Below are 19,980 nucleotides of genomic sequence, written 5' to 3'. Positions count from 1 at the left end.
CTCCTCGGACACCTTGAATCAGCCAACAGCCTCCCGCGCAACCTTATTGAGTACGGACCCTAGAGCCCCAGCGCCACCGCGCTCCAGTAGGTCACGCCCGCCGCGACGTAGGCCAGGGCGAACAGGTAGGCGAGCATGAAGGCCGGCCATTTCCAGCCATTGGTCTCGCGCCGGGTGACGGCGATCGTGCTCATGCACTGGGGCGCGAAGACGAACCAGGCGAGGAAGGCCAGCGCCATCGGCAGGGTCCAGCTGCCGCGCAGACGTTCGCCCAATTGCTGCGAGCCGGCGTTGTCGTCGGCGGCCTGGACCGCATAGGTCGTCGCCAGCGAGGACACCGCCACTTCGCGCGCGGCCATGGCCGGGATCAGCGAAAGCGCCATGTCGCGGTTGAAGCCGATCGGTTCGACCACCACGGCAAGGCCATTGGCGATGTGCCCGGCGAAGGAGGCATCGACCTGGTTCTGCCCTTCGTGCGCGCGGGGGAAATTGAGCAGCAGCCAAAGCACCACGGTGACCGTGAAGATGATCGTGCCGGCGCGGCGCAGGAAGATCCAGGCGCGCTGCCACAGGCCGATCGCCATGTCCTTGATGCGGGGCATCTGGTACTTGGGCAGCTCCATGATAAAGCCCGAGGCCGCGCCCTTGGTGACCGAGCGGCGCAGCACCAGCGCCACGACCATGGCGCCCACGATCCCCGAGACATAGAGTGCCAGCAGCACCAGCCCTTGCAGGCCCACGCCCCAGCCGACCGAGCGGTTGGGGATGAAGGCGGCGATGATCACCGCATAGACCGGCAGGCGGGCCGAGCAGGTCATCATCGGCGCGATCAGGATCGTGGTCAGGCGATCCTTGGGATCGGTGATCGAGCGCGTGGCCATGATGCCGGGAATGGCGCAGGCGAAGGACGACAGCAGCGGGATGAAGCTGCGGCCCGAGAGGCCGACGCGGGCCATCATCCGGTCCATCAGGAAGGCTGCGCGGGCCATGTAGCCGGAGGCTTCCATCGCCAGGATGAAGAAGAACAGGATGACGATCTGGGGCAGGAACACCACCACCGAGCCGACGCCGGAAATGATCCCGTCGGTCAGCAGATCGCGCGCGAGGCTTGGCGGCATGGCGGCGCGCACCGCATCGCCAAGGGCGGAAACCCCGGTGTTGATCGCATCGGCAAAGGGGGCTGCCCCGGCGAAGACCGCCTGGAACACCACGAACAGCAGGGCGAACAGGATCAGCGGGCCGATCCACGGGTCAAGCAGCACCTTGTCGAGCCGGGCGTGGAGGCGGTGGCGGCTGGTTTCCGAGACGATCGCGGCTTCGGCGATGGCATGGGCGCTGAGCCGGCGTTCGGTCAGGTCGATGTGCGGGCGGGGGTGTTCGGCGTGGGGCGCGGCGGCGCGGGCCTCGGCCCCGGCGATGGCGGCGGCGAGTTCGTCCAGCCCGCGGCGGCGCACTGCCACGGTGGGGATCACCGGCACGCCCAGCGCCTTTTCCAGCGCCTGGGGATCGAGCACCAGGCCATCGCGTTCGGCCAGGTCGATCATGTTGAGCGCAACCACCGTGGGCCGGCCCAGCGCGATCACCTCCTGGGCGAAGACGAGGTGTTGCTCGAGGTTCGAGGCATCGAGCACGATCACCAGCACTTCGGGTGCGGATTCGCCCGGGAACTGGCCGAGGATGACCTTGGCGGTGACCGCTTCATCCGGGCTGGTGGGGTGCAGGCCATAGGAGCCGGGCAGGTCGGTCAGCTCCACCGGCTCGCCCGAGGGCAGGACCAGCCGCCCGCTCTTGCGCTCCACCGTGACGCCGGGATAGTTGGCGATCTTCTGGCGCGCGCCGGTCAGCGCGTTGAACAGCGCGCTCTTGCCTGCATTGGGATTGCCGACCAGCGCGGCCGAACGCAGCCTGGTCATGCCGCCTCCCCGACCGGGGCGGCAGGGGCGCTATCGGCCACGGGTTCCACCTGCATGGCGGCGGCGTGGACCCGGCGCAGGGCCACGGTCATCCGGCCGACCATCACCGCCAGCGGATCGCGGCCGCCGAACACGCCGCGATGGGCAAGGGCGACCCGGGCGCCGGTATCGATGCCGAGGGCGCGCAGGCGCTGCGCCTCTTCATCGACCAGCAGGGTCCAATCCACCGCGACGATGCGCGCGCGCTTGCCGATGGGGAGCTGGTCGAGGGTCATCGACCGCAGATGCCGCAAGCGGCAGCTATTTGCAAGTGGTTCTCAATAAGCAATGCAGGACTCCCCCTTTGCTTCCCTTTGCGGGACAGCGGCTGGCCTGTCCATGCCGCAGGACTGGCCGGGCGGGCCTTGATCGGGATCAACCGGAGCCGGCCGGGCGGGGCCAGATAGTCAGGCCCCGTTCGCTTCAGGCCGGGTCCGCTTCCGGCCCCAGCCAGCGCCGCATCGCGCCGCGCACCAGCAGGACATAGGCGCCCGCCGCCCCGGCGATGGCCGCCGTGGCCAGCCAGAACACCGGCGGCGTGGTGGTTTCGTACCAGGAACCCATGGTGCCGCTGAGGATCGATGCGGCGGAAACCGACAGCGCATCGATGCCCAGCAGCGAGCCGCGCCACTGTTCGGGCGCGCGGGCGGCATAGAAGGTTTCCATGACCGGCGAGAAGAACGCCCCGCCCCAGTTGGAGGCGAGGTGGAACAGGACCGGAAGCCACAGCGGGGCAAGGCCATCGGCCCCGGCAAACAGCGGCGCGGCGGCGAGCAGCAGGGTGGACAGGCCGAAGATCACGCAGCCCGTCCCCATCTTGGTGAACAGGTCCGGCTCGGTCCCGCGCCGGGCCTGCCAGCGCCACAGGAGGATGACGAGGGGCACGTAGGCGGCCGGCGCGAGGCCATCGAGCGCCTGGAGCCAGGGGACGGGCACGGCGAAAGTGCCCACGCTCATCCGCACGTGATCGCGCAGCCACAGGTTGTAGACGTTCCAGATCTGCGCCTGGGCGGTCCAGAAGCCGAGGCTGACCGGCCACATCGCCAGCAAGCCCAGGATATCGCGCTTCTGGTGCGGGCTGAGCGGGGCGCGGTGGACGTGGACGCCTTTGGGCGGATCGGGCGGCAGGTGGGCCGATCCGGCAAGATACCAGACGAGGCCGATCAGCATCCCGAACCCGGCCACCGCGAAGCCGGCGTGCCAGCCATAATACTTGGCCACAGCGCCGCTCGCCAGCGGGGCGAGGAAGGCGCCGAAGTTCACCACCATCGAATAGAGCTGGAAGGCATCGGCCAGCCGCCGGTCGCCGGCGTGATAGAGCGCGCGGATCTGCGGTTTTAGATTGCCGCGCAAAAGCCCCGCGCCGGTGACCAGCAGCGCAAGCGCGATGAGGAAGGTGGCATCGAAAGCCATGGCAAAGTGGCCCGCGGTCATCGTCAGGGCGCCGGTGGTGACCGCGAAGCGGCGCGAGACGAACTTGTCGCCCAGCCAGCCGCCGACCAGCGGGAGGCAGGTGAGGACCGCATAGTAGAGGCCGAAGGTCTGCGTGGCGATGGCCGCCGGGGTGACCGCGCCGAACAGGCTTTCGAGGAACTGGCGATAGGCGCCGAAACCCAGGATATGCTCCATCCGGCCGGGTTTGAGCAGATCGCCGGTCATGTAGAGGACCAGCATGGCGACCATGCCGTGGAAGCTGATCCGGTCCCACAGTTCGGTGCCGTTCAAGGTCCACAGGCCGCGCGGGTGGCCCCACTTTTCGGGCATGGCGGCGGGCGGGGAGACGATCGAGCGGTCGGTGGCGGCTTCCATGCACGGCCTTTGCTGTGGGGCTGACGGGCGCCGAATGTGCAGGGGCGAGAGGGCGGGAGCAAGGCCGATCCGCCGTTTTCCCGCTATGTCGCATCGCCAGGCCCGCTCACCCCGGGCGGCGGTTGGCTGGAGCCGCGCAGGCTTGCCGCTGCGGCGGGCTTCGTCCTACACTCGTTCCATGCACCAGACCCCCGAGGACCGCCCGATCTATCGCCTGCTCACCGGCAAGGACGACCGCGCCTTCTGCGAGCGCGTGTCCGAGGCACTGGCGCAAGGGTGGCGGCTCTATGGCTCGCCGTCGATCTCGTGGGACATCGAGAGCAATTGCATGAAGGCGGCGCAGGCCGTGGTGTGGCACGAGGCCGACGTGGTGAAGTGAGCGGCGCCGCTCAGGTGGCGGGGGCCGGCGCGGGCGCGGGCGTTGCCCCGGCCCGGGCCGCCGGATTGCCGATCAGCGCGGCGGCTTCCAGAATGTCGAGCGCGCGGCGCGCATCGTCGTAGCGGCGGGCGGCGGTGAACCAGTCGGCAGCGCCAGCAGCGCCCGGCAGACGTTCCACTTCCGCGATCGCTTCCTCGGTGCGTCCGGCTTCGAGCAGGATGCGGGCGTGGCCGAGCACGGTCTGCGGGGCCGGGCTGGCGGTGGCTTCGCGGCGGATGACGAACAGGCCGGCCAGTTCCTTGCGGATGCGGGTCCAGGTGCCGTCCTGCGCGGGTGCCTGGGTGAGGCCGGGGGCCAGGCTGTCCAGCCCGGCGACGAGCTGGTCGAGCGTGACGGGCTGGCGCGCGGCCTCGATCACCGTGGTGACGGCGTGGGGCTGGGTATCGCCGAAGCGCAGGCGCAGCTGGTCCTCCAGCGCATTGAGCGGCGCCCCGCGATCGAGCGCGCGGCGCGCGGCGAAAGCCACCAGCAGGGCTTCGGCGCGGCCGGCATTGCCCGAGGCGGCCTGGGCCTGGACGGTCAGCGCATCGAGCCGCGCCGACAGCGCGGCAACGCGGGCCTCAAGCTGGTCCTGCTGGCTGGCGAGCGGACCGGGCGCGGCCCCGGCGGCGGGGGCTGCGGGCCTGGCCGCCGGCACCGGCGCGGCCAGCGGGACAGGATCGGCGCGATTGGCCGTGGCGGGGTTGGGCAGGGGGATCAGGCCTTCCCAGGCGGCATAGGCGAAGCCGGCGGCACCAAGCAGAAAGGCCACGATCAGGCCGAGCAGGATCGTGCCGGCGCCGCGCCGGGCGGACCGCGTGGGCAGGGCGTGAGCGGTCAGGTCCCCGGGGGGCACGGTCTGGCCGGACTGGACATGACCGGACTGCGCCTGGTTGGACAGGGGCGGGAGAGCATCGCTGAACACGTCTTCGGGCATTGCGGGCTGTTCGTCCTTCAGGGTCCTCAACCGGTCGTGCCCGCGGTTTGGCACAAGTCGTGCGCCTTCGCCAGCAGGGTGGCATCCTCGGGCCTTTCCGCGGTCAGGACAGTTTTCCAGCCCGGACCGGCCGCGGCGGTGACGCGCGGGCCGATGGTGGCAAGGGCAAGATGGGCGCGGGCGAGGCCGAGCCGATCCAGCTCTGCGGCGACATGGCGGGCGCCTTGCGCGGAATGGAGCGCGATGACGGCCGGCGCGGCGAGCAGGGCGGCAAGGCTGGGCGGCAGCGGCTGGGCCGTGGCGGCATAGACCGTGCGTTCGGCCATGGTGACGCCGGGCGGCGGGACGAGCGCGATCCGTTCGGCGCCGGCCAGGCGCAGGGCGCGGGTTCCCGGAGGCAGGGCCGCGAGCACCGGCTGAAGCCCGCCCGCGCCGGTGGCGGCCACGTTGAAGCCGGCGGCGCGGGCGGCGGCGGCGGTGGTCTCGCCCACGGCGTGGACCGGCAGGGCGCGCAGTCCGGCCAGCTGCGGCCCGCCGTGGCGAAAGACATTGGCGCTGCCGGCAAGGACGAGGTCGAAATCCGCCGGGTCTGGCGCTGGCCACGGCACCGGCGCAATTGCGAACAGCGCAAAGGCGCGGGCATCAAGGCCCAGGCCGCGCGCGGCGGCCACCGTGGCCCCGCAGCCCGGCTCCGGGCGGACGACGATCAGCGGCAGGCCGCCGGGTTCGGCGCCGGCCTGGCTCATGCCGGGGCGAAGTGGACCCGGATCGCCTCGGGCGCGCTGGCGAGCAGTGCTTCGGCCAGGCGCGCGGGGCCGCTGGCATCGGCAGCGGCGAAGACCAGTTCGAGAGCGGTCCGCTCGGCCCCGTCTGGGCTGAACAGGACGGCGTGCATTTCAAGGCTGTCGGCCTCGGCGCGGGTGAGGACGGCGACCGGGCTGTGGCAATTGCCGCCCAGCGCGGCAAGCAGGGCGCGTTCGGCGAGCAGCGCGGCATGGCTGGGCGCATGGTCGATCGCGCTGAGCAGGGCGCGGGTTCCATCGTCGGCCGCGCGGCATTCGATGGCGATGGCGCCCTGGCCGGGGGCCGGGAGCCACTGCGCGGGATCAAGCGGATGGCCCACCCCGTGCTGGCCAAGGCGGTTCAGTCCGGCGAGCGCCAGCAGGGTGGCATCGGCCTCGCCCGCCGCCAGCTTGGCGAGGCGGGTCTGGACGTTGCCGCGGAAGGGGACGACCGAGCAATCGGGCCGGGCGTGGAGCAATTGCGCGGCGCGGCGCGGGGCGCTGGTGCCGATCCGCGCGCCGGCGGGCAGGGCGTGGATCGAGGCGGCGCCAACCAGCACGTCGCGAACGTCCTCGCGCGGGAGGACGGCGGCCATGGCGATGGCGGCGGGGCGCAGCGTTTCGACGTCCTTGGCCGAATGGACCGCGAAATCGATCTCGCCAGCCATGAGCCAGGCATCCAGCTCCTTGGTCCACAGCGCCTTGCCGCCGATTTCGGCCAGCGGACGATCCTGCACCTTGTCGCCGCTGGCGGTGACGGGGACGAGTTCCACCGCCTCTTGCGGCCAGCCGTGGGCCGCGCAAAGCCGGGCGCGGGCCTCTTCGGCCTGGGCCATGGCAAGGGGCGAGCGGCGGGTGCCGAGGCGCAGCGGGGACGATGGCTGGGGATGCGATGGGGCAAGGGTCATGGCGCGCCTTGTGCTAGGCGGCTTTCTCGCTAGAGGAAAGGCGAAGATGAGCCTTGTTCTCGGCATTGAATCTTCCTGCGATGAAACCGCAGCCGCGCTGGTCCGCCTTGGCGCGGGCGGCGCGCGCGAGATCGTGGCGCAGCACATCGCCTCGCAGGACGAGGCCCACCGGCCCTATGGCGGGGTGGTCCCCGAGATCGCGGCCCGCGCCCATGTCGAGCGAGTGGCTCCACTGGTGGCCGCGACCCTGGTCGATGCCGGGCTGACCCTGGCTGATGTTGATGCCATCGCGGCCACGGCCGGGCCGGGGCTGATCGGCGGGGTCATGGTGGGCCTCGTCACCGCCAAGGCGCTGGCCATGGCTTCGGACAAGCCGCTGATCGCGATCAACCACCTGGAAGGCCACGCGCTTTCGCCGCGGCTGGCCGATCCGGGCCTTGCCTTTCCCTATCTGCTGCTGCTGGCCTCGGGCGGGCATTGCCAGTTGCTGCGGGTGGAGGGTGTGGGCGCCTATCGCCGGCTGGCGACCACGATCGACGATGCCCTGGGCGAGGCCTTCGACAAGACCGCCAAGATCCTGGGGCTGGGCTATCCCGGCGGCCCGGCGGTGGAGCGGCTGGCGGCGACGGGCAACGCGAAGGCCGTGCCCTTGCCCCGGCCCCTGCTGGGCAGCGCCGATCCCAACTTTTCCTTCGCGGGCCTGAAAAGCGCGGTGCTGCGGGCGCAGGAGGCGGGCATCCACGCCGCCGCCGATATCGCCGCCGCCTTCCAGCAGGCCGCGATCGACTGCGTGATCGACCGCAGCCGCCGGGCGCTGGACGTGGCCGGCGAAGTGACCGCGCTGGTCGTGGCCGGCGGGGTGGCCGCGAACCGGGCGATCCGTCTGGCGCTGGAAGAACTGGCGGCGGAGCGCGGGCTGCGGTTCGTCGCGCCGCCGGTGGCGCTGTGCACCGACAATGCGGCGATGATCGCCTGGGCCGGTCTGGAACGGCTGGCCGCGCCGGGTTTCGTGGCCGATCCGCTGGATTTCCCGGCAAGGCCGCGCTGGCCGCTCGATCCCGAGGCGGCGCCGGTGCGCGGGGCAGGGGTGAAGGCATGACTGGTGGGCAAGCTCAGGATGGCCGGATGATCGGCGTGATCGGCGCGGGCGCCTGGGGCACGGCCCTGGCCCAGGCCATGGCCAGCGATGGCAGCAAGGCGCTGATCTGGGCGCGCGAGCCGGAACTGGTGGCCGAAATCAACGGCGCGCGCACCAATGGCCTCTACCTGCCCGGCGCGCGCCTTGCCGAAACGATCCGCGCCACCGGAGACCTCGCCGAACTGGCCGGGCTGCCGGTCCTCCTGGTGGTGACCCCGGCGCAGTTCCTCGCCTCCGTCCTGGCCGACCTGCCCGCTGGCCCGCGTGACCTGGTGCTCTGCGCCAAGGGGATCGAGGCGGGGAGCGGGCGGCTGATGGCCGACGTGGCCCGCGATGCCGCGCCCGGCGCGAACCTTGCCGTATTGTCCGGCCCGACCTTCGCCCATGAAGTCGCCGCCGGCCTGCCCACCGCGGTGACGCTGGCCTGCGCCGGGGGCGAGAGCCAGTGGGCGCGGCTGGCCCCGGCGATCTCGCGCCCGATGCTGCGGCCCTATTATTCCGACGATGTCACCGGGGCCGAGATCGGCGGCGCGGTGAAGAACGTGCTGGCCATCGCCTGCGGCGTGGTCGACGGGCTGAAGCTGGGCCAGAACGCGCGGGCCGCGCTGATCGCGCGGGGCTATGCCGAGATGCTGCGCTTCGGCGTGGCGCGCGGCGCGAAGGCGGAAACGCTGGCCGGCCTGTGCGGGCTGGGCGATCTTGTCCTCACCTGCTCCTCCACCTCCAGCCGCAACTTCTCGCTCGGCAAGGCGCTGGGCGAGGGGTTGAGCGCGGCCGAGGCGCTGGCCGGCAAGGCCAGCGTGGCCGAGGGCGCCCATACCGCGCCGGTTCTCGCTGAACTGGCGAGCCGCGAAGGCATCGCCATGCCGATCGTGACTGCGGTCAACCGCCTGCTCAGGGGCGAGGCGAGCGCGGGGGCGGTCGTGGCCGAGTTGCTGGCGCGTCCGCTGCGGGCCGAACAGGGCGGCGGCGCGTGACCACCGCGGCGGCCGATGCCGAGAACAAGGCCGATATCGCCGCGCTCGCCAAGGGCGGGCGGACCAATTTCTTCGGCTTCCTGCTGCGGCTGGTGGCGCGCATCCCGTTCCTGTTCATCGCCAGCCGGCTCTATGGCGCGGCGGCGATGGGGCGGTTCGCCTCGGCTCTGGTCATGGTGGAATTCGCCGGGATGCTGGCCACGCTGGGCCAGAAGCGCGGGCTTGCCGCCCGGCTGGCCGAGGACAAGGAGCATCCCGCCCATGTCGTGGCCGATGCCCTGCTGCTCTCCACGCTGTTTTCGGCCGGCGCCATGGCGCTGCTTTACCTGTTCCCCCAGGCGATGTTCCCTAAGGGCAACTTTTCGCGCGCCGATGTGATGCTGGCCAGCGCGGTATGGCTGCTGGCCATGGGCGACCTGGCCCTGGCCGCGCTGGCCTATCGCTTCGACGTGGCGACCACCGTGCGCGCGCGGGCCGTGGTGGAACCCTGGGCGCTCTCGCTCTCGGCCGGCGCGCTCTATTTCATCGTGCCGGAAAGCGGGCTTTCGCTGGCCTACCTGATCTCGGTCGGCGCGGCGACCGGGGTGGCGCTGGTGGCGCTGGCGCGGTCCTATGGCGCGCCGCGCGGGTGGATGCCGGCTCCCGGCCACCTCGCCCGGATCGCTCATCGCAACCTGCCGCTGGCCGGGGCCGACGCGGTCGAATGGGGCACGCGCAAGCTCGACGTGTTCATCCTGCGCTTCTTCGTGGGCGAGGCGCCGCTGGGCATCTATTTCTTCGCCCAGCAGTTCGCCTCGTTGCCGCAGAAACTGAAGACCAGCTTCGAGCCGGTGCTCGGCCCGGTGATCACCCGCAACGTGCGCGACGAGAACTTCGGCGCCATTGCCCGGCAGGTCTGCCAGGTGGGCTTCTGGATCACCGCCGCCCAGGCCGGCATCGCGCTGGCGCTGGCCATTCCCGGCACTGGCCTGATGGGGCTGGGCGGGCCGGACTTCGTCAAGGGCACCGGCGCTCTCACCTTCCTGCTGGTGGCCGAAGTCGTGGCCGCGACCGCGGTGGTGAGCGAGGCGGCGCTGGTCTATGTGGCGCGCTACCAGAACTTCGTGCTCTCGCTGCTGACGATCCTGCTCCAGGGCTTGCTCACCGTGGGCGGCATCGTGCTGGTGCGCGATGCCGGGTGGGATGACGGCTGGCGGATCGCGGCGGCGGCGGCGGCGCTGATGTTCTCGCTGGCGACCGCCTCGGTGCTGAAGGCGCGGCTGCTGGCGCGGGTGCTGGGCAAGCCGATCAACAATTTCCGCCGGGCGCTGGCCTGGGCAGTGGTCCCGGCCATTGCCGTGGGCGCGGCGGCGCGCACGCTCCTGCCCGAATGGGCGATGATGGCGCTGGGCATTCCCGCGATCCTGGGGATCTACGTGTGGATGTTGTGGCACAAGGGCTTCGGCCCCGAGGACCGGGTGCTGTTCCGCAAGGAAGTGGCGCCGGGCTAGGCAATGGCTGGCCACTTCTCGCCACCGGCGCATTGCGGTATGCGCCGGGGGTGATTCAGGATGCCGATGAAGGGGAGCGCCGGTGATGCAGCAGCTTGAACAGAACTGGCCGGTGCTGGCCGTGGTTGTGGTGCTGGCCCTGCTGGTAGCCTGGTGGCTGTTCAGCCGGGCCGCCCGTCCGGTCGAGCGGTCGCGCCGGCCCGACGTTCTGGACGAGGGCGCGGCCCCTGCGGCGCGCAACCAGTCGCTGATCGACGCGGCCCCGGCGGCCAGCGCGGCCTGGTCGATCCCGCCCGCCGCCGGCACGCTGGGCGGCGTGGCCGAGGTGATCGCCGCCGCCGTGCAGGAAGAAGCGGCCGATGCCGGGGCGGCGGAAGTGGCGCCGGGCCTGCCCGATCGCCCCGAACAGCCCGGCCACCCAGCCGATGACCTGACCCGGATCAAGGGCGTCGGTCCCAAACTCGCCACCCTGCTGGCCCAGCTGGGGGTGACCAGCTTTGCCCAGATCGCCGCCTGGAGCGAGGTGGACCTCGCCGGGGTCGATGGCCAGCTGGGTGCCTTCGCCGGCCGTCCGGCGCGCGACAAGTGGATCGAGCAGGCGCAGCTTCTCGCCGCGGGCGACCAGGCCGCCTACGAGGCCAGGTTCGGCAAGCTCTAGGTCGGCTGGCCGGGGATCGGTGGTGGACCTTGCGCCACTCCCCGCTTGCGGGCGCCGCCGCCAACGCCTAGCTCTGCGAGCATGACTGCACCGGCCGTTCCTTCCACGCTCGACCTCATCGGCAACACCCCGCTCGTCCTGCTCAAAGGCCCCAGCGAGGCGGCCGGCTGCGAGATCTGGGGCAAGTGCGAATTCGCCAATCCCGGCGCTTCGGTGAAGGACCGGGCCGCGCTGTGGATCGTGCGGGATGCCGAAATGCGCGGCGTGCTGAAGCCGGGCGGGACCATTGTCGAAGGCACGGCGGGCAATACCGGGATCGGCCTCGCGCTGGTCGGCAATGCACTGGGCTACAAGACGATCATCGTCATGCCCGAGACCCAGTCGCGCGAGAAGATGGACACGCTGCGCGCATTGGGGGCCGAGTTGGTGCTGGTGCCGGCGGCGCCCTTTTCCAACCCCGGGCATTTCGTCCATACTTCGCGGCGCCTGGCCGAGGAGACCGACGGGGCGATCTGGGCCAACCAGTTCGACAACATCGCCAACCGCAAGGCCCACATCGAAAGCACCGCGCCCGAGCTGTGGGAGCAGATGGGCCAGCGGATCGACGGCTTCACCTGCGCGGCCGGCACCGGCGGGACCATCGCCGGGGTAGGCCTTGGCCTCAAGGCCTTCGATCCCGAGGTGACCATCGCGCTGACCGACCCGCATGGTGCTGCGCTCTATAACTACTATGCCCACGGCGAACTGAAGGCCGAGGGCACCTCGGTGGCCGAAGGCATTGGCCAGGGCCGGATCACCGCCAACCTCGAAGGCGCGCCGATCGATACCCAGTTCCGCATTTCCGACGAGGAAGGGCTGGAATGGGTTTCGCGGCTGCTGCGCGAGGAAGGGCTGTGCCTGGGCCTGAGCTCGGGCATTAACGTGGCCGGCGCGGTGGCGCTGGGCCGCCAGCTCGGATCGGGCAAGCGCGTGGCCACGATCCTGTGCGACACCGGCTTTCGCTATCTCTCCAGCCTGTGGAATGCCGAGTGGCTGCGCTCCAAGGGGCTGCCGGTATTTCCCTGGCTGGCGTGAGGCGGCCAGGCCGGGAAAGGCCGCCGGTCGCGCCCGGGTTGCAGCTTGGCGCAAATGTGACTATTTCAGGTCGCAATGGCAACCAGGCCGAACATCAGCCTTCCGGGTCAGCACGGGGGTAGCGCTCCGCAGCACTTCGTGCCGCCGACCGCGCGCGAACTGCGCGCCCAGGCCGTGCACCGGTTGCAGGTGGGCCTGCTGGGCCTCGCCGCGATGCTGCTGCTGGTGGCCCTGGCCAGCATCATCATGGAACGCGCCCGCATGGCCGAATCCACCCTGCCGCCGGCAGCCGGCGTGGCCTCGTCCACGGCCAGCCCGAAAAGCGATCCGCTGGCCGACATCGGGGTGATTCCCTCGCCCGACGCCGCCCGCACCCCGCAGGCCGCCCCGAACCGCTGATTCCCCGCTGATTCCCGGCTGCCGGGCGCCGCCAGCCGCGGATTCGCGGAGCCTGGCGCGCGTCCCCGCGAATTGCCCGGTCGGCGCAGGATCGGCGGCTTTCGGGGAAACTGCGGGATGGGGTGAGCGATTATCACTCAAGCCACTGTAATTGCATCATTTCATGATCGATCTTGCCCCTGGATGAGCGCCCCGGGGCAAGCGGGTGTATCGCTGCTTGTCCCGGCTTGTCCCCGATTTGCAGCGGAATTTTGGGCTCTGGAACGCGGTTTCCCGCAATTTCCCGCAAAATTCCCTTCCATCCCGGCGCGAGGCGGGTTATGCCTGCGGTCCATCGGAAAGGTGAAAGGGCCTGCGCGTTGCAGGCACGGCATCCGGTCGCATCTGCTGCGGCCGGAGGGGGCTTTTGCATTTTCCGCTTTCGGCAACCCGGGCAGGGGCGGGGACTTGGAGGGCAAACGAGTCAGGTTCAACGGGCAGGGCTTCTCGCTGAAAGGCGAGAAGGACCGGTTCGTGCTGCCGCCCGACTTCCGCAAGGCGCTCAGGGAATCCGGCACCGATGCGGCCGGCGGCGTCCGCAAGGAGCTGTGCCTCCAGCTGCATCCCGACTTTCCCTGCCTGATCGCCTTTGGCCTGGGCCGCGAGGCCGAGCTGGACGACCTGCTCGACCGCGAGGAGGAAAACGCCCTGCGCCGCGGCGCGGCCTTCAACCGGCAGGTGCGCTCCTCGCAGCTGTTCGGTTTCCTCAAGGTTCCGTTCGACGATAGCGGCCGCTTCGTCCTGCCGCCGCGCTTCGTGAAGGGTGCCGCGATCGGCGAGCAGCTCTATTTCCAGGGCGCGGGCGCGGAATTCCTCATCTTCAATCCCGCCGAACTGATGAAGCTGCCCGAGGCCGACTGGCGCCACGCCCAGCTTGCCTGCGAGGACCTGGCCGGGCAGGCGCTCGCCAGGGGGAAGAAATGAGCGGCGCCCCGGCCCCCCACATCCCCGTCCTGATCGACGAGGTGATCGCCGCCCTCGCGCCGGCACCCGGCAGCCTGATCGTGGACGCGACCTTCGGGGCGGGCGGCTATACCCGCCGCCTGCTCGATGCCGGGGCCACGGTCCATGCCTTCGACCGTGATCCCGATGCGATCGCGGCCGGCTGCAAGTGGCCTGAAACGCAGGAGCAACCGCCCCGGCTGGTGCTGCATCCGCGCCGCTTTTCCGAAATGGTCGCCGCCCTGGCGGAAGCGGGCGTGGCCAGTGTCGATGGCGTGGTCATGGACATCGGCGTCTCCTCGATGCAGCTCGACCAGCCGCACCGGGGCTTTGCCTTTGCCGCCGATGGCCCGCTCGATATGCGGATGGCCCAGGAAGGCGAGAGCGCGGCCGATTTCCTCAACACCGCCGCCGAGAGCGCCATCGCCGACGTGCTCTACACCTATGGCGAGGAACGCCAGTCGCGCCGGGTGGCCCGGGCGATCGTGGCTGCCCGGCCGCTGGAAACCACCGGGCAGCTGGCCACGGTGATCCGCCGCGCGCTGGGCTACAAGCCGGGCCAGCCCAAGGACCCGGCAACCCGTTCGTTCCAGGCGATCCGCATCCACGTGAATGCCGAGCTGGAGGAGCTGCGCGGCGCCCTGGCCGGGGCCGAGCTGCTGCTGCGCGAGGGCGGGCGGCTGGCGGTGGTCAGCTTCCACAGCCTGGAGGACCGGATCGTCAAGCAGTTCCTGCGCGAGGCGAGCGGGGCGACTCCGGCCGGTTCGCGCCACCTGCCCCAGCAGGGCAGCGGCCAGGCGCCGACTTTTGCACACGTTTCCAAGGGTATTCGTCCGTCCGAGGGCGAACTGACCTTCAACCCCCGCGCCCGTTCGGCCACTTTGCGGAGCGCGACGCGAACCGGCACCCCGGCCAGGAGGGCGGCATGATGCTTACCCGTTCCCACGCACGCTCGATCGGCTGGGCTGTGGTGCTGGCCGTGGCCTTCGCGCTGACCCTGGCGCTGTCGTTCCGGGTCAACGCGGTGCGGAGCCAGGTGCGCCTGACGGAGCGGCACATCGCTCAGCTCGAAGCCGAGAACGGCCTGCTGGAAACCGAGTTCGAGACCCGCGCCAACCAGCAGCAGCTGACTGCGCTGAACGAGGTCGAATTCGGCTACCAGGCGCCGACCGCCGGGCAATACCTGGAGAGCGAACGCCAACTGGCCGACCTTGGCAAGCCGCGCGGCCCCGATGCCCCGGCGATGATCCGGGTGGCCGCCGCCGAGGCCTCGCCGGCCGCCGCCACCGTACTGCCGGCCATGGTCAACCCGCTGACCGGCAAGGCGCTCGGCGCCGCGCCGACGGGCGAGGCGAAGGCGGCCAGGGTGGCCGCGAAACCCGAACGGCTGGCCGAGCGCGCCACGGGTTCTGGCACCGGCGCAAGCCTGGCCGAGCGGCTTTCGCACGTCGAGCAGCTTGCCCACGTGGAGAAGTCGCCCCGCGCGATTGACCGCAAGGTGATTGATCGCAAGGTGGCGGGCAGCGATGCCAAGGCCGGCAAGCCGGCCGCCGCGAAGCAGGCCAAGGCGGCCGTCAAGCCGGCCAAGGCCGATCCGAAGGCGGCGAAAGCCGATCCGAAGCAAGCCAGGGCGGAACCGAAGCAGGCAAAACCGGCGAAGGTGGCCGATCCGAAGCTGGCCAAGGCGGCTGCACAAAAGGCCGGCGCGCCCAAGGCGGTCCACGTCGCCGTCAAGGTCGCGGTCAAGGGGGCGGGCAAGGCGCGTCCCGGCAAGTCTGACAGGGTAGCTATCGAATAATGACCTCGCTCACCGTCTCGACCGCGATTTCTTCGGGGCGGGTGCAGCTCGTCAACGTCCGCCAGCGCTTGCTCCTCGTCGCCAAGGTGCGGGTCTGGCTGGTGGTGGCTGCCTTCACCTTCATCGGCGTGGTGGCGCTGTTCCGGATCGCCTGGCTGGGCCTTTCGGGCGAGAGCGACGATGGCCGGGCGATCGGCCTGCCGCCGCGCGGCGAGATCGTCGATCGCAATGGCGTGCCGCTGGCGCGGGCCTTCCCGGCCTATTCGCTGTGGTACAATCCCAAGGCGTTGGGCGATGGCCCGGCCCTGGTCAAGAGTCCGGCCGAGGTCGCCGCCGCGCTGGTCCGCATCTTCCCCGACGAGGACCAGGCGAAGCTTGCGGCCCGGCTGGCCTCGGGCAAGCCGCAATACCTGCGCCGCCGGATCATGCCGGAAGATGCCAACCGCATCCACCTCCTGGGCGAACCGGCGCTGGAATTCCCGCGCGAGAGCGAACGCTACTATCCGCAAGGCTCGATGGCGGCCCACGTGCTGGGCCTGGTCGCCACCAATGGCCATGGCCGGCTGGGCATGGAGGCCGTGCTCGACAAGCAGTTGACCGATCCGGCCGCGCGCGGCGCCCCGGCGGTGCTTTCGCTCGACAGTCGGGTGCAGGGCGCGCTGGAGGACGAGCTGCTCAAGGGGATGCATCTTTCGGCATCCCGGGGCGCGGGCGGGATCGTGCTCGACGTGGATACCGGCGAAGTCCTGGCCCTGGCCTCGCTGCCTTCGTTCAATCCCAACCTGATCGACCAGCAATCGGTGCCGAACATCTTCAACCGGGTGACCAACCAGGTCTACGAGCTGGGTTCGGTGATGAAGCCGATCACCGTGGCCGCAGCGATCGAGGCCGGCGTGGTGACCGACATGGCCAGGCGCTATCCGGCCAATGCCCTGCAGATCGGCGGCTTCACCATCCATGACAGCCACAGCTTTGGCGCCAGCCTCAACGTGCCGGAAGCGCTGATCCATTCCTCCAACATCGTCACCGCCCAGGTGGCCGACCAGCTTGGCGGGGCCAGGCTCAAGGCGACCATGCAGGCGCTGGGCTTCAACCGCCGTCCCGACATCGAGCTGCCCGCCGGCTTCCCGATCTGGCCGCGCGGCGACTGGGCGCGGATCACCACTATGACCGTGTCCTATGGCCATGGCCTGGCGCTGACCCCGATGCACCTGGCCTCGGCCTATGCGGCTCTCGTCAATGGCGGGGTCTGGCGTCCGGCCACGCTCCGCAAGCTGGCGCCCGGCGAGGTTCCGGCCGGCAAGCGCATCTGGCAGGCCAGCACTTCGGCCCGGATGCGCCAGTTGCTGCGGATGATCGTTTCGGTGGGCACGGGCCGCAAGGCTGATGCGCCGGGCTACCGGGTGGGCGGCAAGACCGGTTCGGCTGAAAAGCCCGGCGCCCACGGCTACCAGCGCACCAATCTCATCACCACCTTCGCCGCCGCCTTCCCGATGGACAAGCCGCGCTATGTGGTCATCGCGATGATGGACGAGCCGCAGGGCACGGTGGCCACCTCGGGCCAGCGCACGGCGGCCTGGAACGCGGCGCCGGTGGTGGGCCGGGTCGTGCCGCGCATCGGGCCGTTGCTGGGGGTCATGCCCGATGCCAGCCGCGACGTGGACATTTCCGATCTCGCGCCGCTGATCGGCAACGGGGACGGGGAATGAAGCTGGGCACCCTGGCCGAAGCGGCGGGGATTGCCCTGCCCGCCGATGCGGCCGGGCGCGACGTGACCGGCTTTGCCATCGACAACCGCAAGGTGGCCCCGGGCACCGTGTTCGGCGCCTTCCAGGGCGCCACGGTCAACGGCGAGGACTTCATTTCCGCCGCGATCCAGGCCGGCGCCGTGGCCGTGGTGGCGCGGCCCGAGGCCTGGCCCCTGATCAAAGGCACGGGCGCGGTGCATATCGCCGACGCCAACCCGCGCCGCCTGTTCGCCCGCCTCGCCGCGCCGTTCTATGCGCCGGTGCCCGAAACGGTGGTGGCCGTGACCGGCACCAACGGCAAGACCTCCACCGTGGAGATGACCCGGCAGCTCTGGCGCATGGCCGGGCTGTCCGCCGCCTCGATCGGCACGCTCGGTGTCACCACCCCCGATGGCAGCCAGTCCACCGGGCTGACCACGCCCGACATCGTCACCTTCCTTGCCAACATGGCCGGTCTTGCCCGCGAGGGGGTTACCCACGTGGCCTATGAGGCCAGCAGCCACGGCCTGTCGCAATACCGCAGCGAAGGGCTGCGGGTGGCGGCCGGCGCCTTCACCAACCTGAGCCGCGACCATCTCGACTATCATGCGACCATGGCGGACTATTTCGACGCCAAGATGCGCCTGTTCGCCGAGGTGGTGGAAGAGGGCGGCGCCGCCGTGCTCTGGGCCGACGACGAGTGGTCGGCGGCGGCGACCGAGCGGGCGCGGACACGGGGGTTACGCCTGCTCACCGTGGGCGAGAAGGGGGACACGCTCCGCCTTCTCGCCCGCTCCCCCGGCCAGCTCGGCCAGGTCCTGAAGATTGCCCATGATGGGGCGGAGCACACGGTCAACCTGCCGCTGATCGGAGCCTACCAGGCCGCGAACGCGATGGTTTCGGCCGGTCTGGTGCTCGCCACGGGCGGCGAGGCGGCTCAGACCCTCGCCGCCCTGGAGCGGCTCCAACCGGTGCGCGGCCGGCTGGAACGTGCCGCCATCACGCGCGCCGGCGCGCCGGTCTATGTCGACTATGCCCATACCCCCGATGCGCTCGACGCGGCCATCTCGGCGCTGCGGCCCCATGTGCAGGGGCGTCTGATCGTGGTATTCGGAGCGGGCGGGGATCGCGATTCCGGCAAGCGGCCCGAAATGGGCCGGACTGTCTCGGCCGGGGCCGAAATGGCGATCGTCACCGATGACAATCCGCGCGGGGAAGATCCGGCGGAGATCCGCAAGGCGGTGCTTGCCGGCTGTCCGGGAGCGCGCGAGATCGGGGAGCGGCGCGAGGCCATTGCCGCCGCCATCGGGGAAGCCGGGCGGGACGATGTCGTTCTCGTCGCAGGCAAGGGTCACGAACAGGGGCAGATCGTGGGGCGCGGCACGGAGATGCGCGTGCTGCCGTTCGACGATGTTGCCGTAGCCAGGGAATTCGCGCTGTCATGAACGCTGCCGCCGCCCTCATCCCATGGCCCGACGATGCCTTCGACGATTGGCCGCTGGCCCTGTGGACCTCGGATGAGCTGGCCGAGGCTTGTGGCGGCGTGGCCAGCGGGCCGTTCCAGGTGGCCGGCGTGGAGATCGACAGCCGCGACGTGGTGGAAGGCGACCTGTTCTTTGCCCTGAAGGGCGAGACGATGGACGGTCACCGCTTCCTTGAAGGTGCTTTCGCCAGGGGCGCGGCGGCGGCCGTGGTGGACCGCCGGATCGCGGGCAATCACATCCTGGTCGAGGATACCACGGTGGCGCTCGAACGGCTGGGCGCGGCGGCGCGCGCGCGGCTGGCCGCGACCAGCGTGGTGATCGGGGTTACCGGATCGGTCGGCAAGACCAGCGTGAAGGAGGCGCTGTTCGCCGCGCTCGATCGCAGCAGCCACGGCCGGGCGCACCGTTCGGTGAAGAGCTACAACAACCATGTCGGCGTGCCGCTGAGCCTCGCGCGCACTCCGGCCGGCGCCCGGTATGGCGTGTTCGAGATGGGGATGAACCACGCGGGCGAGATCGATGCGCTGACCCGCCAGGTGCGCCCGCAGGTGGCCCTGATCACCACGATCGCCCCCGCCCACATCGAGAACCTGGGCAGCGAGGAGGCCATCGCCGACGCCAAGGCCGAGATCTTCCGCGGGCTGGAGCAGGGCGGCGTGGCGGTGATCCCCGCCGACAGCCCCCATTTTGCCCGCCTGCGCGCCGCCGCCCTGCTGGTGCGGGCCGAGGTCGTCTCGTTCGGGCGGGGCGAGAACGCCGACGTGCGGCTGCTCGATGCGGTGCCGGCGCCGGGCGGCGGCTCGCTCGTCACCATCGATATGGGCGATCGGCGGATGTGCTATACCGTGTCTGCGCCCGGCGAGCATTGGGTGACCAACAGCCTCGCGGTGATGGCGGCGGTGCGCGCGGCCGGCGGCGACCTGGGCGCGGCGGGCCTCGCGCTGGGCGAACTGGCCGGCATGAAGGGGCGCGGCGCGCGGCACGAATTGCCCACGCCCGATGGCGGCAGCGCGCTGCTGATCGATGAAAGCTACAACGCCAATCCGGCCTCGATGGCGGCCACCCTGGCGCAACTGGGCGCGACGCCGGCCAGCCGCCGCATCGCCGTTCTGGGGGCGATGAAGGAGCTGGGCGATCACGGCCCGGCCTTCCATGCCGAACTGGCCGGGCCGCTCGCGGCGGCCGGGGTGGACCAGGCGATCCTGGTGGGCGACGAGATGGGCGCCCTGGCCGACGAACTGGGGAAATCGGGCGGGGCCGCGCTTGGCAAAGGGCTGGCCTTCGCCCATTGCCGCGATACCGCCGGGGCGATTGCCGCGCTGGCGGAACTGGGCCTGGAAGGCGGCGACGCGATCCTGGTCAAGGGCTCGAATTCGGTGGGTCTCGGCAAGCTGGTCGAGACGCTGCTCGGCGAACACGGTCAGGCCAGAAAGGGATAACGGGCAGCC

Annotated in this window: 19 protein-coding genes; 13 read left to right on the top strand and 6 right to left on the bottom strand. The window is 70.8% G+C overall.

What is annotated here, in order from left to right; all coding sequences use genetic code 11:
• Positions 1 to 59: 59 nt before the first annotated feature.
• The 3 genes from feoB to ACFOD9_RS05100 form a co-directional block, all read right to left on the bottom strand.
• Complete coding sequence (feoB, locus tag ACFOD9_RS05110) at positions 60 to 1,913, bottom strand: ferrous iron transporter B (protein WP_379509003.1); 1,854 nt, start codon at positions 1,911 to 1,913, stop codon at positions 60 to 62.
• Positions 1,910 to 2,188 (bottom strand): FeoA family protein, encoded by a 279-nt coding sequence (locus tag ACFOD9_RS05105; RefSeq protein WP_379509002.1) that lies wholly within the window; start codon positions 2,186 to 2,188, stop codon positions 1,910 to 1,912. Before ACFOD9_RS05105 ends, feoB begins: the two co-directional genes overlap by 4 nt.
• A gap of 187 nt (positions 2,189 to 2,375) precedes the next feature.
• Positions 2,376 to 3,761 carry a peptide MFS transporter gene (locus tag ACFOD9_RS05100; RefSeq protein ID WP_379509001.1) on the bottom strand — a complete coding sequence of 462 codons (1,386 nt, stop codon included), beginning with the start codon at positions 3,759 to 3,761 and terminating at the stop codon, positions 2,376 to 2,378.
• A gap of 178 nt (positions 3,762 to 3,939) precedes the next feature.
• Between ACFOD9_RS05100 and ACFOD9_RS05095 the strand changes: the two genes are divergently transcribed.
• Positions 3,940 to 4,140 (top strand): DUF1737 domain-containing protein, encoded by a 201-nt coding sequence (locus ACFOD9_RS05095; RefSeq protein WP_379509000.1) that lies wholly within the window; start codon positions 3,940 to 3,942, stop codon positions 4,138 to 4,140.
• 10 nt (positions 4,141 to 4,150) lie between these two features.
• Here ACFOD9_RS05095 and ACFOD9_RS05090 read toward each other — a convergent pair whose 3' ends face one another.
• From ACFOD9_RS05090 to hemC, 3 genes are read right to left on the bottom strand one after another with little or no spacing between them, the layout of a single operon-like run.
• The gene (locus ACFOD9_RS05090; RefSeq protein WP_379508999.1) at positions 4,151 to 5,116 is read right to left on the bottom strand and encodes a hypothetical protein; all 966 of its coding nucleotides are present in this window, start codon (positions 5,114 to 5,116) and stop codon (positions 4,151 to 4,153) included.
• A gap of 26 nt (positions 5,117 to 5,142) precedes the next feature.
• The gene (locus ACFOD9_RS05085) at positions 5,143 to 5,862 is read right to left on the bottom strand and encodes a uroporphyrinogen-III synthase (protein ID WP_379508998.1); all 720 of its coding nucleotides are present in this window, start codon (positions 5,860 to 5,862) and stop codon (positions 5,143 to 5,145) included.
• Positions 5,859 to 6,806 (bottom strand): hydroxymethylbilane synthase, encoded by a 948-nt coding sequence (gene hemC / locus ACFOD9_RS05080; RefSeq protein ID WP_379508997.1) that lies wholly within the window; start codon positions 6,804 to 6,806, stop codon positions 5,859 to 5,861. Before hemC ends, ACFOD9_RS05085 begins: the two co-directional genes overlap by 4 nt.
• A 46-nt stretch (positions 6,807 to 6,852) precedes the next feature.
• Between hemC and tsaD the strand changes: the two genes are divergently transcribed.
• The 12 genes from tsaD (at position 6,853) to ACFOD9_RS05020 (ending at position 19,971) form a co-directional block, all read left to right on the top strand.
• Entirely contained in the window at positions 6,853 to 7,905 is a 1,053-nt protein-coding gene (tsaD, locus tag ACFOD9_RS05075) for a tRNA (adenosine(37)-N6)-threonylcarbamoyltransferase complex transferase subunit TsaD (protein ID WP_379508996.1), read from the top strand.
• The gene (locus ACFOD9_RS05070) at positions 7,902 to 8,921 is read left to right on the top strand and encodes an NAD(P)H-dependent glycerol-3-phosphate dehydrogenase (protein ID WP_379508995.1); all 1,020 of its coding nucleotides are present in this window, start codon (positions 7,902 to 7,904) and stop codon (positions 8,919 to 8,921) included. Before tsaD ends, ACFOD9_RS05070 begins: the two co-directional genes overlap by 4 nt.
• On the top strand, positions 8,918 to 10,411 hold the full coding sequence (locus ACFOD9_RS05065; RefSeq protein WP_379508994.1) for a lipopolysaccharide biosynthesis protein: 1,494 nt from the start codon (positions 8,918 to 8,920) through the stop codon (positions 10,409 to 10,411). Before ACFOD9_RS05070 ends, ACFOD9_RS05065 begins: the two co-directional genes overlap by 4 nt.
• Positions 10,412 to 10,496: 85 nt before the next feature.
• Entirely contained in the window at positions 10,497 to 11,069 is a 573-nt protein-coding gene (locus ACFOD9_RS05060) for a hypothetical protein (protein ID WP_379508993.1), read from the top strand.
• Positions 11,070 to 11,150: 81 nt separating this feature from the next.
• Positions 11,151 to 12,143, top strand: a complete 993-nt coding sequence (locus tag ACFOD9_RS05055) for a cysteine synthase A (RefSeq protein ID WP_379508992.1) — start codon at positions 11,151 to 11,153, stop codon at positions 12,141 to 12,143.
• Between the two features lie 75 nt (positions 12,144 to 12,218).
• Complete coding sequence (locus ACFOD9_RS05050; protein ID WP_379508991.1) at positions 12,219 to 12,542, top strand: hypothetical protein; 324 nt, start codon at positions 12,219 to 12,221, stop codon at positions 12,540 to 12,542.
• Between the two features lie 447 nt (positions 12,543 to 12,989).
• A complete protein-coding gene (locus ACFOD9_RS05045; protein ID WP_379508990.1) occupies positions 12,990 to 13,505 on the top strand; it encodes a division/cell wall cluster transcriptional repressor MraZ in 516 nt (171 codons plus the stop codon).
• The gene (gene rsmH, locus ACFOD9_RS05040; protein WP_379508989.1) at positions 13,502 to 14,452 is read left to right on the top strand and encodes a 16S rRNA (cytosine(1402)-N(4))-methyltransferase RsmH; all 951 of its coding nucleotides are present in this window, start codon (positions 13,502 to 13,504) and stop codon (positions 14,450 to 14,452) included. Before ACFOD9_RS05045 ends, rsmH begins: the two co-directional genes overlap by 4 nt.
• Positions 14,449 to 15,321, top strand: coding sequence for a hypothetical protein (locus tag ACFOD9_RS05035; RefSeq protein ID WP_379508988.1), 873 nt, complete (start codon positions 14,449 to 14,451; stop codon positions 15,319 to 15,321). Before rsmH ends, ACFOD9_RS05035 begins: the two co-directional genes overlap by 4 nt.
• Positions 15,321 to 17,030: a peptidoglycan D,D-transpeptidase FtsI family protein gene (locus ACFOD9_RS05030; RefSeq protein WP_379508987.1), complete on the top strand. Its 1,710-nt coding sequence runs from the start codon at positions 15,321 to 15,323 to the stop codon at positions 17,028 to 17,030. Before ACFOD9_RS05035 ends, ACFOD9_RS05030 begins: the two co-directional genes overlap by 1 nt.
• Positions 17,027 to 18,493 carry a UDP-N-acetylmuramoyl-L-alanyl-D-glutamate--2,6-diaminopimelate ligase gene (locus tag ACFOD9_RS05025; RefSeq protein WP_379508986.1) on the top strand — a complete coding sequence of 489 codons (1,467 nt, stop codon included), beginning with the start codon at positions 17,027 to 17,029 and terminating at the stop codon, positions 18,491 to 18,493. Before ACFOD9_RS05030 ends, ACFOD9_RS05025 begins: the two co-directional genes overlap by 4 nt.
• Positions 18,490 to 19,971: a UDP-N-acetylmuramoyl-tripeptide--D-alanyl-D-alanine ligase gene (locus ACFOD9_RS05020; RefSeq protein WP_379508985.1), complete on the top strand. Its 1,482-nt coding sequence runs from the start codon at positions 18,490 to 18,492 to the stop codon at positions 19,969 to 19,971. Before ACFOD9_RS05025 ends, ACFOD9_RS05020 begins: the two co-directional genes overlap by 4 nt.
• Positions 19,972 to 19,980: the final 9 nt, after the last annotated feature.

The organism is Novosphingobium bradum, from assembly GCF_042646485.1.
Classification (GTDB): domain Bacteria; phylum Pseudomonadota; class Alphaproteobacteria; order Sphingomonadales; family Sphingomonadaceae; genus Novosphingobium; species Novosphingobium bradum.
The sequence above is the reverse complement of the archived record's forward strand: the minus strand, read 5'-3'. Positions and strand labels throughout refer to the sequence as shown.